Annotated in this window: 10 protein-coding genes; 3 read left to right on the forward strand and 7 right to left on the reverse strand. The window is 64.8% G+C overall.

Annotated features, from left to right (window positions below):
* A partial coding sequence (locus GXH28_RS11665; RefSeq protein ID WP_169239206.1) for a DUF11 domain-containing protein occupies positions 1 to 3,266 on the forward strand: 3,266 nt, incomplete at its 5' end.
* A gap of 315 nt (positions 3,267 to 3,581) precedes the next feature.
* On the opposite strand, the gene GXH28_RS11670 is transcribed toward GXH28_RS11665, so the two are convergent.
* The 6 genes from GXH28_RS11670 to GXH28_RS11695 form a co-directional block, all read right to left on the reverse strand.
* A complete protein-coding gene (locus GXH28_RS11670; protein ID WP_240550366.1) occupies positions 3,582 to 4,727 on the reverse strand; it encodes a S1C family serine protease in 1,146 nt (381 codons plus the stop codon).
* A gap of 128 nt (positions 4,728 to 4,855) precedes the next feature.
* The gene (locus GXH28_RS11675; RefSeq protein WP_206156832.1) at positions 4,856 to 7,240 is read right to left on the reverse strand and encodes an aldehyde dehydrogenase family protein; all 2,385 of its coding nucleotides are present in this window, start codon (positions 7,238 to 7,240) and stop codon (positions 4,856 to 4,858) included.
* Positions 7,241 to 7,292: 52 nt separating this feature from the next.
* Positions 7,293 to 8,600 (reverse strand): flavin-containing monooxygenase, encoded by a 1,308-nt coding sequence (locus GXH28_RS11680; protein WP_169239209.1) that lies wholly within the window; start codon positions 8,598 to 8,600, stop codon positions 7,293 to 7,295.
* 4 nt (positions 8,601 to 8,604) lie between these two features.
* Positions 8,605 to 9,282 (reverse strand): LutC/YkgG family protein, encoded by a 678-nt coding sequence (locus GXH28_RS11685; protein ID WP_169239210.1) that lies wholly within the window; start codon positions 9,280 to 9,282, stop codon positions 8,605 to 8,607.
* 9 nt (positions 9,283 to 9,291) lie between these two features.
* Positions 9,292 to 10,722, reverse strand: coding sequence for a LutB/LldF family L-lactate oxidation iron-sulfur protein (locus GXH28_RS11690; protein WP_169239211.1), 1,431 nt, complete (start codon positions 10,720 to 10,722; stop codon positions 9,292 to 9,294).
* A gap of 25 nt (positions 10,723 to 10,747) precedes the next feature.
* A complete protein-coding gene (locus GXH28_RS11695; protein WP_169239212.1) occupies positions 10,748 to 11,476 on the reverse strand; it encodes a (Fe-S)-binding protein in 729 nt (242 codons plus the stop codon).
* 76 nt (positions 11,477 to 11,552) lie between these two features.
* Here GXH28_RS11695 and GXH28_RS11700 point away from each other — a divergent pair, with 76 nt between their 5' ends.
* A complete protein-coding gene (locus tag GXH28_RS11700; protein WP_169239252.1) occupies positions 11,553 to 12,572 on the forward strand; it encodes a ligase-associated DNA damage response exonuclease in 1,020 nt (339 codons plus the stop codon).
* Between the two features lie 37 nt (positions 12,573 to 12,609).
* Here the strand turns inward: GXH28_RS11700 and GXH28_RS11705 are convergent, their stop codons facing one another.
* On the reverse strand, positions 12,610 to 13,971 hold the full coding sequence (locus GXH28_RS11705; RefSeq protein WP_169239213.1) for a cytochrome P450: 1,362 nt from the start codon (positions 13,969 to 13,971) through the stop codon (positions 12,610 to 12,612).
* A 95-nt stretch (positions 13,972 to 14,066) separates the two neighbouring features.
* Here GXH28_RS11705 and GXH28_RS11710 point away from each other — a divergent pair, with 95 nt between their 5' ends.
* The gene (locus GXH28_RS11710; RefSeq protein ID WP_445082654.1) at positions 14,067 to 15,758 is read left to right on the forward strand and encodes an ATP-dependent DNA ligase; all 1,692 of its coding nucleotides are present in this window, start codon (positions 14,067 to 14,069) and stop codon (positions 15,756 to 15,758) included.
* The last annotated feature ends 2 nt before the right edge of the window (positions 15,759 to 15,760 follow it).

The raw sequence follows: 15,760 nt of genomic DNA on the forward strand, positions 1-15,760 counted from the left end.
ACGGCTCGCTGCGCTGGGCGTACAACTTCTACTATCCGGTGGACCGGGTGATCGCCGCCAACGTGGACACCGATCCGCAACTCGAGGTGCTGGTGAGCGTGGCGGACGGCTTTTTGTATGCGCTGGAGCAGCAGAGCTTTGCCAAGCCGCAGAGCGCGTGGGACGGCCCCAGCCCGGTGGTCAACGACGACGCCGACGTGCAGGTGTCGCAGGCGTGCTACACCGGCCACTGGCGGGCGACGAACGATCCGTTCTTGGGCCAGCCGGCGGGGTATCGGGTTGCGCTGCGCGACGAGGGCGGCGCGCTGATGACCGACGGCTACCTGGACGTGGCGCACACGCCGGGGGCGACGGTGATGGGGGTGACGCTGTGCGCAAACGACCCCAACCCGCAGCGGCGGCTGGTGACGAACTTGATTCCGGGGCGGCGGTATTTCCTGGAGGTGATCAGCTACAAAGGGGCAAACGCCTCTGGGCCGACGTTCACGGATAGCATTCTGGTGGCGAACTTTGGCAGCCTGGAGGGGAGCGTGAAGGCGGTGACGCCGGAGACGACGACGCCGGGCGGGACGCTGACGTGGCAGGTGGTGGTGCGGAACAGCACGGCGGCGGCGTCGGAGGCGCAGGTGTTCGACCCGATTCCGATGAACACGACGTATGTGCCCGGTTCGGCGAGCGCGACGTATGGCAGCGTGAGCTACAACGCGGGGCAGAACCGGGTTGAGTGGAGCGGGAACCTGGCGGCGGGGCAAGTGGCGACGATCACGTTCCAGACGCAGGTGGCGAATGGGTTCAGCGGGGGGCTGATCCAGAACACAGCGCAGCTTGTGAACCTGAGCAGTGGGTTGATCATCCAGCGCAGCGCGGCGGCGTCGGTTGGGGCGTCGAACCTGAGCAGCGCGGTGAAGGAAGTGAGCAAAGGGCAGGCGCTGCTGGGAGATGTGCTGACCTACACGCTGCGGGTGACGAACACCGGGACGCTGACGGCGAGCGGGGTGCTGGTGAACGACCCGTTGCCGGCGGGGGTGAGCTATGTGGCGGGCAGCCTGAGCGCCACCGGCGGCAGCGGCAGCGCCATCTATGACAATATCTTGAAGCGAGTGATCTGGAACGGCAGCTTGGGGCCTGGGCAGGCGCTGGAGGTGCGCTTCCGGGTCCAGGTGAATGTGGCGAACGGGATAGTGGACAACTGCGCGCGCTTCACGGATGTGGTGAACGGGACGTTCGAGCGGTGCGCGCGGACGGTGGTAGGCAGCGGCGGGCCGTCGCTGTTGGGGTCGGTGAAGACGTCGGATCGGGCGGTGTACAGCACGACGGACACGATCGTGTATACCGTGACGCTGGCGAACAGCGGGACGCAGGCGGCGACGGTGCAGATGCGGGACGACATGCCGGCAGGGGTGACGGTGCAGACGGCCGGTGCGCTGCCGAACGTGGGGACGCTGAGCTACACGAGCAACCGGGTGACATGGAGCGGCAGCCTTGCACCCGGAAGCGTGCTGCAGGTGCGGATAGTGGGGAACCTGAACCGCAGCGATGGGGTGATGGTGAACCGTGCGGTGGTGACGGACGTGACGAGCGCGCGGGTGTATACGCTGACGCGCGAGGTGGTGGTGGGCACGGCGCCCTCGCTGAACCTGGAGAAGTATGCGGAGCCGGCGAGCGTGGACGTTGGGGATGAGATCACGTATGTGCTGCGGCTGGAGAACACGGGGAACAGCGTGGCGACGAGCGCGGTGCTGACGGATGCGCTGCCGAGCGGGACGAGCTACGTGGCGGGGTCGGCTGCGGCGAATGTGGGGGCGGTGAGCTACAACGGCCTGGTGCAGCGGTTGGAGTGGAGCGGGCCGGTGTACATCACAGGGCCGACGTACATCACGTGGCGGGTGAAGGTGGAAGCGGGGGCGGAGGTCGGCGCGCCGGTGGTGAACGTGGCGTCGTCGTATGACGGGGTGAGCGACTACGACACGGACGTGGCGTTGACGGCGGTGAATGTGCCGGCTGGGAAGGCGCTGATCCGGGCATATGTGTATCTGGGGCCGAGCGGGGCGACGCAGATGAGCGGGGTGCAGGTGAGCGCGGCGGGCCTGACGACGGTCACGGCGAACACGAACGCGAGCGGGTATGCCAACCTGCTGGTGGACGCGCTGGCGACTCCGACAAACTACGCGGTGTTCCAGGTCGTGCCGTCCGGCTACGTCAACCTGACGCCGAACCCGGTTGGGGTGGTGGGTGTGACGAGCGGGGGCGTGTATGAGGTGGTGTTCCGGAACGCGGCGCAGGCGCCGGCGGGGTATGGTTGGGTGCGCGGCGTGGTGTTCAATGATGCCAACGGGGATGGATTGCGCAATCTGCTCAGCGAAGTCGGTGTGGGTGGCTTCCCGGTGTCGGCGAGCGATGGGCAGAGCATGGCGACGAACGGGGATGGGAGCTACTACTTCCTGCTGCCGGCCGGCGGGCGGACGCTGACGCAGACCAACCTGGCGGGCTGGGTGTCTACCACGCCGGATGTGGTGGCGCTGACGGTGGCGTCGCAAGGGGCGCACGAGGTGAACTTTGGCGACTGGCAGTGTCTGCCCGGCTCGCCGCTGTGCGACCCGGTGCCGGATGGGTATGCGCGCATCTACGGGTATGTGTATCGGGATGCGGATGCGACCCTGAACGCGCCGGACGGCCTGAAGGGCGTGGATGACCAGGGGCTGGCGATGGTTGAGGTGTGGGGGCTGAGCGGAATAATCACGGCCACCACGGATGCCGAAGGACGCTATATCTTCGATGCGCCCGCGGGGGCAGTGAGTGTAATCCTCCCCGCGACGCCTCCCGGAACGGTGTCGCTGACGCCCAACGCAGTCGGCGTGAATGTCCCTGCCGGTGCGCGAGTGCGAGTGGACTTTGGGGTGATTAGCGACACGCTTAGCCTCTGCGGTTCTGGGACGTTCGGCATAGTGAACGGGTATGTGTACTCGGACACCCTGCAGAATGGTCAGTTCTTGATCGGGGTGGATGGGCCGACGCTGACGCAGGCGGCGGTGACGCTGGGCAGCCAGACGCAGCACACGAACTGGATGTATGCGTTCGCGTGCGTGCCGACAGGCAGCCAGACGGTGGCCTCGACCAACCCGGCCGGCTACACCAACACCACGCCGAACAGCGTGGTTGCGACGGTGAGCGACGGGCAGGCGACGACGGTGAACTTCGGCAAGGCGTTCCAGAACGTGCCGATTGCGCTGAAGTATGCCTATGTGCCGATCGTGATGAAACCGTAGCGGCGCGCCTTGTGCGCGCTCACAAAACGGGGCGGATGTCTTTCATCCGCCCTGTTTTGTGTGTGCTGCAAAACCGATCTTCGCGATGTCCCACTTCTCATGTGCAGGGCGAGGTGGAGGCTGCGCGCCGGCTGGCGGAGGCGGCGCTGGCCCAGGTGCAACGCTCTGGGCACTATCGGGCGGGGGAGATTGTAGCCTGGGCAGCGGCGACGTTCGGGTGAGGTGGTGAGGCGTGCCGGCTGGGGACCTGGCGAACTGTGCGCGGGCAGCGCGTTTGGCGACTATCATTACGATTGGCGGCGCAGCCACGTGGGCTTATGGCCGAGCGGTTAGCGTCGCTGTGAGTGTGATCGGCTGACCGTCGCGGATAAGTGAGAGCGTTACCGCCTCGCCCACGCGCTTGTTGTTCTCCAGATAGATGGTCAATTGATCGCGTGTGGTGATTGGGCGGCCGTCCACGGCAGTGAGGATATCGCCGCCGATCAGCAAGTAGCCGCCGCGCACGCGCAGTTGCTGCGTTGCGCCGCGCACGCCGGCGCGGTCGGCAGCGGCGCCGGGCTGCACCTGGGCAATGAGCAAGCCACGATTCACCGGTAACCGCAACGCGCGCGCCAGATCAGGGGTGATCTCATAAGCAGTAAGACCCAGCCAGGGATGGTCATAGCGACCTTTAGCGATCAGCTCGGGGACGATGCGCGTGACGGTGTCGGCGGGTACGGCGAAGCCAATGCCGACTGATCCGCCGCTGGGGCTGCGGATCGCCGTGTTCACGCCGATCACTTCGCCGCGCAGGTTGAGCAGCGGGCCGCCGGAGTTGCCCGGGTTGATCGCCGCGTCGGTTTGGATCACTTCACCCAGCGCCGCCTGATCTTCACGCTCGATGGTGCGGCCCAGCGCACTGATCACGCCGGTCGTCATCGTGCGATCCAGGCCGAACGGGTTGCCGATGGCGATGACATGCATGCCCACCTTCAGATTTTTGGTTGTGCCCATCGGCAGCGGCTTAATCTGCTCGGGCGAAAGGCCATCTGCGCGCAGCACGGCGAGATCCGAATATGCGTCGGCGCCGATCACGCGGGCGCCGATGCGCGTGCCGTCGGCCAGCACCACCTCGATCTCGTCGGCGCCCTCCACTACATGGTAGTTGGTGACGATGTGGCCGAGGTCGTCGAAGAAGAAGCCGGAGCCGGTGCCCTCGTTCGGCACCACGCCGCGGAAGAAGTCGAACACTTGCGTGCGGCTAGTGATGTGCACGACCGATGGGCTGGCGCGCTCGTAGAGCGCGACGAAGAGCTGCTCGGCCAGCAACTCGCTTGCGCCCAGCTCAGAGCGCGGCGGAAGGACAACCGGTGTGGCTGTAGGCGATGGCTCAGGTGTCGCTGTCACCACAATCACCCGCGGCGGGGCGACACAACCCACCAACAACATCGCCGCCGTTATGCAACCGAAGAGGCGTCGCATGACCGGATTGTTCATCACTCACCTCACCGGCGCATCAGCTTAGCCGGTGAACGTTGGCGAGGAATTAGCGCTGTGCTAATCGCGCACTTGTGGCCTTCCAACTCTCCGCTCCTCACGAATCTGCGGGCTCACGCCCCGTAGGGCGCCCAGATGTTCTTCACCTGTGTTGCCTGGCGCAGCATCTCGACCTGCTGCGCGGCGGTGAGTGTGAACCAGTCGCGCGGTTGGCCGTAGTTCACCCACGTGCGCTTCAGGTTGTTCGCCGAGGCGCGCTCGATCATCGCGCTGCCCTCCGCACTCCCGAAGTACCACATCGCGTCCACATCGGCGTGTTTGGCCAGCACCTGAGCCAACTCATCGCGCGCGCCGGTGACGATATTGACCACCCCGCCTGGCACGTCGCTGGTGTCGAGCACCTGATACAAATCGGTCGCCGACAGCGGATGTCGTTCTGAGGGGATCAGCACGATCGTGTTGCCCACGCCGATCGCTGCCGCCATCAGCGTGACCGGAGCCAGCAGCGGTGCGTCGTCTGGACAGGCGATGCCGATCACGCCAATCGGCTCGTTGAAGGCTAATGTGAGCGCGCGGAAGGGGGTGTGATGTAGTGTGCCGTCGTGCTTATCCGCCCATGCCGCGAAGGTGAATAGCCGGTTCATCGCAGCGTCCACTTCACCTTCGGCGGCGCTTATGCTGCACCCCGTTTGGTGGGTCAGCCGCGCGGCAAATTCTGCTCGGCGCGCGCTCAGGTTCTCGGCGATGTAATACAAGACCTGCGCGCGGGCATGTGCTGTGTGCTCGCCCCAGCTCGAAGCAGCTCGCGCTGCCTCCACAGCGTTGCGAATGTCCTTGCGGTTGCCCTCGCCGACTTCGCCGATCGCGCTCCCATCTGCGCCGTAGATCGTGCGGCTGTAGCCGGAATCGGGCCGCGCTTGCTTGCCGCCGATGTAGAGTTTTGGCGTGCGGTCAATCCCATTCTGATTGAGCACTGAGGCAGGCATCGAGGATATGGAACGGACCTTGGCCTTAGCAGGTCGTCCCCGCTTTCTCGGTTGTGCGTTCTCCACCCTCGGCGGTTCTTTGACTTTGACGTATTCATAGAGCCCCTCTTTACCGCCTTCGCGTCCGAACCCACTCTCGCGGTAGCCGCCGAAGCCGGACGCTGCGTCGAACAGGTTAGTGCAGTTGATCCACACCACGCCGGCTTTGATCTTGCCGGCCACGTCGAGCGCCAGGCTGATGTCTTCGCTCCACACGCTGGCGGCCAGGCCGTAGCGCGTGTTGTTGGCCAAGGCCACAGCCTCTGCGGGCGTACGGAAGGTCATCGCCACCAACACCGGCCCGAAGATCTCCACCTGAGCGATGGTCGCCGCCGGCGATACGTCGGTGAACAGGGTGGGGGGATAAAAGTAACCCTCGGTCGGGCAGGCCCAGCTTGGCTGCCACATCGTCGCGCCTTCGGCTACGCCCTGTTCGACCAGTCGGGTGATCTTTTGTAACTGCGGCGGGGCGATGATCGCCCCGAGGTCTACCGCCTTGTCTAGCGGGTCGCCGACGCGCAGCCTTTCCATCCGCGCGCGCAACTTGTCGTACATCCGCGGCGCAATCCCTTCTTGCACCAGCAAGCGCGAGCCGGCGCAGCACACCTGGCCCTGGTTAAACCAGATCGCGTCCACCACGCCTTCGACGGCGCTGTCCAGGTCGGCGTCGTCGAAGACGATGAAGGGCGATTTGCCGCCCAGCTCGAGCGAGAGCCGCTTGCCGCTGCCGGCGGTTGCGATGCGGATTTGCCTGCCCACCTCGGTGGAACCGGTGAAGGCGACCTTATCCACGTCGGCGTGGTTGACGATCATCTGGCCCACCTGGCCGTCGCCGGTGACGATGTTGACTACGCCGGGCGGCAGGTGAATGGCCTCGCAGACTTCTGCGAAGCGCAGCGCGGTGAGTGGCGTCCACTCGGCCGGTTTGAGCACCACGGTGTTGCCCATCGCCAACGCCGGAGCGATCTTCCACGCCAGCATGAGCAGCGGGAAGTTCCACGGGATGATCTGCCCGATCACGCCTAGGGGGGCGTAATCGGCCAGCTCGGTGTCCATCAACTGCGCCCAGCCGGCGTGATGGTAGAAGTGGCGCGCAACCAGGGGGATGTCAATATCGCGCGTCTCGCGGATGGGCTTGCCGTTGTCCAGCGATTCGAGGACGGCGAACAGTCGGGCATGCTTCTGGATTTGGCGCGCCATTGCGTAGAGGTAGCGCGCCCGCACATGGCCAGGGGTGCGCGACCACGACGCGAACGCTTTGCGCGCTGCGGCAACCGCTGCGTCCACTTCTGCCTGGGTCGCCTGGGTGACGCGCGCGAGCGGCTGACCGGTCGCCGGGTTCACGCTGTCGAACAGGCGCTGCGGGTCGGGCTGCGTCCATCGGCTGGCGATAAATTGGCCGAAGGTGCGCCCGTGCTTGTCCAGCCAGGCGAGCGCCGGCTGAGCGCTCTCCGGCGCCGGGCCATAGGTCATGGTCTGGAAGATCTCTGCAACTGTAGTCACTGTAGTCATTGAATGGCGCGCCTCAGGCCAGCTTCTTGATCAACTTCTTGAGATGTTCGCGGTAGCCAAAATGCTCCACCTCGACGTAGTGCCGCGTGGAGTCCTTGTATTTGATGCCGCGATTGCGCGGTTGCTCGGCGGTGGCCTTCAGTCGGCGCATGATCTCCGCCTTGGCCGGGTTGTTCTTCTGTGCGCAGATGAACTTCGCCACGGCTTGCGCTTGGTAGTCCACGAGTCCCCATTGGCCGCTGTCCGGCTGGATCAGGCCGATGACGAACAAGTTGTCGTAGTGTGGATGGAAGACGTGCCAATACAGCACCGGCTTGCCGTCCTTCCAATTCAAGTAGCGTTTCTCGATGAAGGGGAAGGTGATCTTGAAGCCGGTGGCGTAGATGATCACGTCAATCTGCTCTTCGCTGCCGTCTTGGAACATCACGCGGTCGCCGCGCAGCTCGGCCACGTCCGGCTTGACCTTGATGTCTCCCTGGCCGACGTAGTAGAGGATCAACTGGTTGACGATGGGGTGCGTCTCGAAGAACTTGTGATCGGGCTTGGGCAAGCCGTAGTCCTGTGGTAGGCCGACGAGCAGCTTGAGGATGATCGAGTATAGCCAGCGTTGCAGCGTGAGGGGCACGCGCAGCCGGAGCAGGAATTCGTTCACCTGATCCGAGGGCTTACCGAAGGTGTATTTGGGGTTGTAGTAATAGCCACGCCGTGTGGAGTGGAAGGTGACCTTGGCGTTCTGCGCGCTCTCGACGGCGATGTCGCAGCCGCTGTTGCCGGCGCCGACGACCAGCACGCGCTTATCTATGAGCACGTCGGGCGTTTTGTATTGGCACGAGTGCAGTACCAGGCCGTCGAAGCGGCCGGGATAGTCCGGCCACTTCGGATCCCAATTGTGTCCGTTGCAGATGATCACCCCACCGTAGCGCCGCGTCTCGCCGGTGCTGAGCGTCACATCCCACAGCGGGCTGGCGGCGTGCTCGTCGGTCGGGACGATGCGCTCGACGCTGGTGTTGAAGGTGATCAGGTCATAGAGGCCGAAGTGGCGGGCGTAGCTCTTGATGTACTCGTGTGCTTGCCAGTGGCTGGGGTAGTCGGGATACTCCTTCGGCATCGGGAAGTCGGTGTATTCCGTGCCGGGCTTGGAAGAGATCAGGTGGGTGGATTTGTAAACGCTGCTGCCGGGCTTGCCGTAGTACCAGTTGCCGCCCACGTCATCGAGCTTCTCGAACACGTCGCAGGGGATGCCATGTTGCTTGAGGTTCTTTGCGGCGGCCAGGCCCGATGTGCCGGCGCCGACGATGCAATACCGATGTGCGTAGTCCATCTTGTCAACGCCTCTCTGACAAATTTTCGATCAAGATGATATACAGCGCTAATGGCCCGTGCACACCGAAGACTGGGTGCATCTCGATGTCGCTGGTGCGGCTGCTGCCGGTGATCAGTGTGATGTTGCTGCTGCGGCGGAATGCGCCGAGCTGCCGAGCGCGTTGCGCAGCGATGTAGTCCTCCAGGCGCGGCACGATGCGATCTTCGGTGAGCACGGCGATGTGCATCGGCGGCAACAGCGAGGCCATGCGCGGTTTGCCGGGGCCAGACGACAACACCAATGTGCCGGTCGCGGCGATCGCCCAATCGGCGCCGGTAATGCCGACGTCGGCAGTGGCGACCTCGGCATTGTCCCCTTGGATGCGCGCGATGCCCAGAGCTTGCAACAGCGTCGCAATGCCGGACAACGGGATGTGCGCCTCATCCCACAGGATGACGCGCCGGACGTTGCGGCCGGCCAATAGATCGCGCAGCGCATCCCGCGCGGCTGCCTCATCCGGCGCGCGGTGCACGATGCCCTTGACACGCTCGCACTCGGCGATGAAGCGCGCCTTCAGGTCTTCGTCGGGCGATAGCCGGGTGACCGGTAGATAGGATGCGCGCGGCTGATTGGGAAAGGGTGGCTGTTGGGCGAGCGCTCGGCGCAGCCGGCCAAGGATGTCTTCGCGGGCGGATGACATGTGAGCATTCTATCCGCTGACGCCTGGCCTTGCTTGGCTGCGTCTGCGCTGCTTCAGCCGCTCGCGGAAAGGTTGCTTGGCAAACGCCGGGAAGTCCCGGCTGTCCGTCCAAGCCTTCAGCGGAGGCGGCAGCGACTCGATCTTGCCCTCGGCGTTGGCCAGCATCTGCGTCGCAAGGCTGGCTAGCCAGCCTCCGCTGCGATACAGCGCCGGCGATAGCATCGCCTGCCGCCACAGGCGCATGCCTGCGCGCCAGGCAAGCGTCGCATCGCCGGCCTGCACCAAGTCGCGCCGCAGCTTGAGCAGCATGTCGGGGATGTTGATCTCCACCGGGCAGGCGGCCTGACACGCGCCGCACAGGCTGCTGGCATAGGGCAGCTCGGGCGCGTGGGTGGGGCCGAGCAGTAACGGCGAGATGATCGAGCCGATCGGCCCCGGATACACCCAACCGTAGGCATGTCCGCCGATGTTCTGATACACCGGGCAGGCGTTCAGACAGGCGCCGCAGCGAATGCACGCCAGGCTCTCGGTGTATTCGCTGCCCAGGATGTGCGAGCGGCCGTTGTCCATGATGATCAGGTAGAACACCTCCGGCCCGTCCGGCTCATCCGGTCGGCGCGGGCCGCTCATCAGGTTGTTGTAGACCGACAAGCGCTGACCGGTGGCGCTGCGGGCGAGCAGTTGCACCAGGATAGCGTAGTCCTCCCAGGTGGCGATCACCTTTTCGACGCCCATCACGGCGACGTGCACCCGTGGCGCGCTGGTGGAGAGGCGGTTGTTGCCTTCGTTCTCGACCGTGGCGATTGTGCCGGTCTCGGCAATGGCGAAGTTGACGCCGCTGATGCCCATGTCGGCCTCGAGATACTTCCGGCGCATCACGCCGCGCACGAAGCGCGTCATCTCCTCCGGCCGGTCGGTCATCGGCATACCCAGCTTATCGTGCAGGAGCTGCGCGGTTGCCTCCTTGGTCTTGTGCAGCATGGGGAAGACGATGTGGCTAGGCGTCTCGCCGGCCAGTTGAATGATGTACTCGCCCAAGTCGCTCTCCGTCACTTCGATGCCGTGCGCTTCGAGTGCGTGGTTCAGTTCACTTTCTTCGGTGACCATGCTCTTGCCCTTGGTTACGCACCGGACGCCGTGCTTTTGACAGAGGTCGAGGATGACCTGGTTCAGTTCGGCGGCGTCGCGCGCCCACAGCACGTGACCGCCGTTGGCGATCACATTCCGCTCAAGCTGCTCGAGCAGGTCGGGCAGATGGTTCAGGGCGTGTTCGCGGGCCAGTCGCGCTTGGCGGCGGAGCGCGTCGGCGTCGGTGGTTTCGACCATGGCCGCGATGCGGGCGTTCACCCCGCGCGTGGTGCCGCGGTCCAGCGCCGTTTGCAGTTGAATATCGCTCAGGGCAACGGTGACGGACTGAGAGAATTGCGTTGTCCTCGACATAGCCGGTCAACGATCCGTTTTCAGTTCACACCCTGCCTGCCAGCACCTCTGCCACGTGAACCACGCGCTTGGTGGAACGGTGGCGCGACAGGCCGCCGTTCATGTGCATTGCGCAACTGGCATCGCCGGTGATGATGATGTCGCAGTCGGCGGCGCGGATGTGTGCCAGCTTATCGTTCAGCATCGCCGCGCTGATCTCGCCCATCTTTATCGCGAACAATCCGCCGAAGCCACAGCATTGGTCGTGGCCGGCCATCTCGACGAGCGAGAGGTTGCCTACGTTGGCCAGCAGCGCGCGCGGCTGCCGGGCAATCCCCAGGCCGCGATAGCCGTGGCAGGCGTCATGAATGGCTGCGCGGGTGGGCTTGGCGAGCGATGTGCCTGGGTCGGTCACACCGAGCGCGTCCACCAAGTATTGCGTCAGCTCCCACGTTTTGGCCGCAATCGCTTCGGCTTCGGCGAAGCGGGCGCACCCTTTGAAAAGCTCCGGGTAGTAATGTCGAACCATGCTGGCGCAGCTCCCGCTCGGCGTCACGATGGCGTCGTAAGCGCCGAAGACGTCCAAAAAGTGCTCGGCCACCGGCCGCGCATCGGCGTGAAAGCCCGCGTTGAACGCCGGTTGACCGCAGCAGGTTTGCGCTTCGGGAAATTCGACTGTCAGCCCTTGCCGCTCCAGGATATCCAACGTGGCTTCCCCGATCTCAGGGAACAGCATATCCACGATGCACGTCACGAACAAGGCCACCTTTGGCATGTCGGCGATGCTAGCACGATTTGGCCGCATCGTCTTGTTAGGGAGGCGGTATCATCCGCCCTGGGTTGCCTTCGCCATGTCCGACCTCCTACGGCTCACCGATGATGGCCTGTATTGCGAAGCGGGCGACTTTTGGATTGACCCGTGGCGACCCGTGCGCCGGGCGGTGATTACCCATGCCCATGCCGACCATGCCCGCCCGGGCAGCGAGGCATATCTGACCAGCAGCGAAGGCCGCCACGTGTTGCGCTTACGCCTCGGCCCCGATGCCCTCATCGAAGCGGTGCCCTACGGTCAACCTGTCTTCATGAACGGCGTTCGCGTGAGCCTGCACCCGGCCGGGCACATTTTGGGGTCGGCGCAGATTCGCGTTGAGCACAAGGGGGAGGTATGGGTGGTTACCGGCGACTACAAGACGACCCCAGATCCAACTTGCGCCCTGTTCGAGTTGGTGCGATGTCACGTCTTCGTCAGCGAATGCACCTTCGGCTTGCCGATCTACCACTGGCCTGATCCGCGAACCGTCTTTGCGCAGATTCACGCGTGGTGGCAAGCGAACGCGGCCGCCGGTCGCGCCAGCGTGATCTACGGTTACGCGCTGGGCAAGGCGCAGCGCATCTTGGCCGGCGTGGATGCATCGGTCGGCCCTTTGCTCACGCATGGCGCGGTGGAACGCGTGAACGCGGCCTACCGTGAATCGGGCGTTGCCCTGCCGGCTACCGAATACGTGGGTGGGGTGGCTGATCGGGCGCGCTATCGCGGGGCGCTCATCATCGCGCCGCCGTCGGCCCACGGCGCGCCCTGGGTGCGCAGGTTCGGCGATTGCGCTACGGCGATCGCCAGCGGCTGGATGCAAGTGCGGGGCATGCGCCGGCGAAGGGCGGTGGATCGCGGCTTTGTATTGTCCGATCATGTGGATTGGGACGAGCTGATGCGCACGATCGAGGCTACCGGCGCCGAGCGCGTGCTGTTGACGCACGGCTACACGGCCGTCGTCGCCCGATACCTTCAGGAACGCGGTCTGCAAGCTGATGTGTTGTCCACGCGATTTGTCGGCGATGCAGATGACATTGACGCGATAGCCGAAAAGGCGTGATCCCAGCGCCGCGCTGGGTCGGGGCAACGGCAGCGCGTCAGCGCGCCCGGATGACCATGCGCATGCCGTGCTTCGGGCGCAGCGTTACCAGTGGGTCTATCGTCACGCGATGCCCCGGCGACAGCGTCAACCGGAAGCGCTGCGCGATCGTGGCCAGGATGAGCCGCGCTTCCATGAGCGCAAATGCGTTGCCGATGCAAATGCGTGGCCCGCCGCCGAATGGGAAGTAGGCGAACTTCGGCAGGCGTTTCTCCAAGTCGCCTAGCCAGCGCTCCGGTTTGAACTGCTCCGGCGCGTCGAACCAGCGCGGGTCACGCTGCGTGACGTAGGGTGAGATCAACACCGTGCTGCCCTTCGGCACCCGGTGGTCGCCGATGCGCACGTCTGCCTGCGGCTCGCGCGCAGTGACATAGGCCGCCGGATACAGGCGTAAGGTCTCTTTCACCACTGCCTCGGTGAACGGCAAGCGTGACAAGTCATCAAAGGAAGGCGCACGTCCGCCCAGGGCCGCATCCAGCTCGGCGTGCAGCGCCGCTTCGATCCGCGGATGTTGCGACAGCAGATACCATGCCCATGTGAGCGTGTTCGCCGTGGTCTCGTGGCCGGCCACGATCAGCGTGAACGCCTCGTCGCGCGCCAGTGCGTCGCTCATGCCGCCCGATTCGTCCACCGAGGCCAGCATCATCGAAAGCAGGTCGCCGCGGTCCTGGCCGGTTTGCCGGTAGCGGGCGATGAAACGCGCAATGACGGCGTGGATCGTCTGCGTCGCCCATTCGCTCCTGCGTCGGGCCGGCGTGGGCAGCCAGTCCGGCGCGCGGAAGATCGTCTTGAACGCCTGGCCGACCTGCTGCTGTCCGATGTCCACGGCGCGCCCGATGTCCTCGCGTTCCTGCGGCGTGAGCTGCTCGCCGAACAACGTCTTGATCACGATGTCGAGCGTGAGCGCCATCATGTCGTGGCCGATGTCGCGCGTCTGGCCGGGCTGCCATGCGGCGATCGCCTGTTGCGTGTAGGCGGTCATGGTATCGGCGTAGGCGGCGATGCGCGCGGCGTGAAAGGCCGGCTGGATCAGCTTGCGCTGGCGCTTCCACAAAGCGCCGTCGCTGATCAACAACCCGTCCCCCAGCGAGGGGCGCAGCAACTCTTTCGTCAGCTTTGTCTTGTAGTACTTGGCTGCGTCTTCGACCAGCACCTGATGGATGAGGTCAGGGTGATTGGCGAAGTAGATGCGCAACGGGCCGAAGCTGAACTGCGTGAAGTCGCCGTACTCGCGCGCGAGGCGCGTCAGAAAGCCGAGGATGTCCGTTTGAAAGGCGCGCAAGTTGCGTAAGCCGTTGATCAAGCCGACCGGCCCAGGCGCGGATTTCGATTGCGCTAAGGAAGATGGAAGCGTGGTCATTGCAACCCCAATTATGCCGTTGGGTTTTGAGGCATGAGTTTGGGATTACCTGCGACACCCGCGACACTACCGCTACCCTCTCTCGCGTATGATGCGTGCTGGAGCAGACCATGCGCGACTTTGCTGTGCTGTACGCCGATCTGGACGCGACCAACAAGACCAACGAGAAGGTCGCGGCGATGGTGCGCTATCTGCGCAGCGCGCCTCCGGCCGATGCTGCCTGGGCGATTTACTTCCTGATTGGTCGCCGGCCTCGTCAGGCCGTCTCCGCGACCCATCTGCGCGCCTGGGCGGCCGAAGCCGCCGGCATCGCCGATTGGCTGTTCGAGGAATGCTATGCTGCTGTGGGGGACCTCGCCGAGACCATGGCGCTGCTCGACGTGCGCGCGTCGTCTCGCGCCTCACATTCGCTGAGCGAATGGGTCGAGGGCGTGCTGTTGCCCTTGCGCGAGATGGATGAGCCGGATAAAAAGTGCGTCGTGCTTCGCGCCTGGGCCTCGCTCGATTCCCGCGAGCGCTTTGTTTGGAACAAGCTGATTACCGGCGCTTTTCGCGTGGGCGTCTCGCAAAAGCTCGTTGTGCGCGCGCTGGCCGAGGTGAGCGGGGTGGATGAGGCCACTTTGTCACACCGCCTGATGGGCGAGTGGCAACCCAGCGCCGACTTCTTCGCGCAGCTCATCGCGCCCGAGACGGCTGATGCAGACATCAGCCGCCCGTATCCATTCTGCCTGGCCTATGCGCTGGAGAGCAAACTCCCCACCGACGCGCGCGGACGCTTGTTCGACGCCGATCCGGTCGCCTTCGCCGGGACGTTGCAGGCCGCGCTGGGCGACCTGTCGGATTGGCAAGCAGAGTGGAAATGGGACGGCATCCGCGCTCAGCTCATCCGCCGGCGCGGACAGACCTTCCTCTGGTCGCGCGGCGAAGAGCTGATCACCGCGCGCTTCCCGGAGATCGCCGCAATCGGCGCGGCGCTGCCAGATGGCGTCGTGCTCGATGGGGAGATTCTGCCGTTCAAGGATGGGCGTGTCTTGCCGTTTGGCCGGCTGCAAACCCGAATCGGGCGCAAGACGCTCACCAAGAAGATCCTGGCCGAGGCGCCGGTCGTCCTATTCGCCTACGATTTGCTGGAGCTGGACGGTCAGGATGTGCGCAGCCGGCCGTTGCGCTGGCGTCGCGCACAGTTGGCGCAGTTGGTGGAAGCATGTCGCTTGCCCACGCTGAAACTCTCGCCGATTGTGGCCGCCGAATCCTGGGAAGCGCTAGAGCGGCGTCAGCAGTGCAGCCGCGCGCACGACGCTGAGGGGCTGATGCTCAAGCGGCTGGACAGCAGCTATGGGGTGGGGCGCATCGTCGGCGACTGGTGGAAGTGGAAGGTTGCCCCATACACGGCGGACGCTGTGTTGGTTTACGCACAGGCCGGGCACGGCCGTCGCGCCGGCCTGTTCACCGATTACACCTTCGCCGTCTGGGACGGCGACCCGCGCAACGGCGGCCGGCTGGTCCCGTTCGCCAAGGCCTATTCCGGCCTGACCGATGCCGAGATGCGCCGCGTGGATGCGTTCATCCGCGCCAACACGTTGGAGAAGTTCGGGCCGGTGCGCACCGTGAAACCTCAGCTTGTGTTCGAGTTGGGATTCGAAGGCATCCAGCGCTCCGCGCGCCACAAAAGCGGTATTGCTGTGCGCTTCCCACGCATCCTGCGCTTGCGCGATGACAAGCGCATCGAGGATGCCGACACGCTCGAAACGATCCGCGCCCTGTTGCCCATCGAACCCGAAGCGTGACC

Origin of the sequence: Candidatus Roseilinea sp. NK_OTU-006, assembly GCF_012931985.1 — a bacterium.
Classification (GTDB): Bacteria; Chloroflexota; Anaerolineae; order J036; family Brachytrichaceae; genus JAAFGM01.

Coding starts and splice junctions, on each gene's coding strand:
- GXH28_RS11705 (WP_169239213.1), bottom strand. CDS start 13,971: ATGACCACGCTTCCATCTTCCTTAGCGCAATCGAAATCCGCGCCTGGG.
- GXH28_RS11675 (WP_206156832.1), bottom strand. CDS start 7,240: ATGACCTATGGCCCGGCGCCGGAGAGCGCTCAGCCGGCGCTCGCCTGG.
- GXH28_RS11670 (WP_240550366.1), bottom strand. CDS start 4,727: ATGCGACGCCTCTTCGGTTGCATAACGGCGGCGATGTTGTTGGTGGGT.
- GXH28_RS11680 (WP_169239209.1), bottom strand. CDS start 8,600: ATGGACTACGCACATCGGTATTGCATCGTCGGCGCCGGCACATCGGGC.
- GXH28_RS11685 (WP_169239210.1), bottom strand. CDS start 9,282: ATGTCATCCGCCCGCGAAGACATCCTTGGCCGGCTGCGCCGAGCGCTC.
- GXH28_RS11690 (WP_169239211.1), bottom strand. CDS start 10,722: ATGTCGAGGACAACGCAATTCTCTCAGTCCGTCACCGTTGCCCTGAGC.
- GXH28_RS11695 (WP_169239212.1), bottom strand. CDS start 11,476: ATGCCAAAGGTGGCCTTGTTCGTGACGTGCATCGTGGATATGCTGTTC.
- GXH28_RS11700 (WP_169239252.1), top strand. CDS start 11,553: ATGTCCGACCTCCTACGGCTCACCGATGATGGCCTGTATTGCGAAGCG.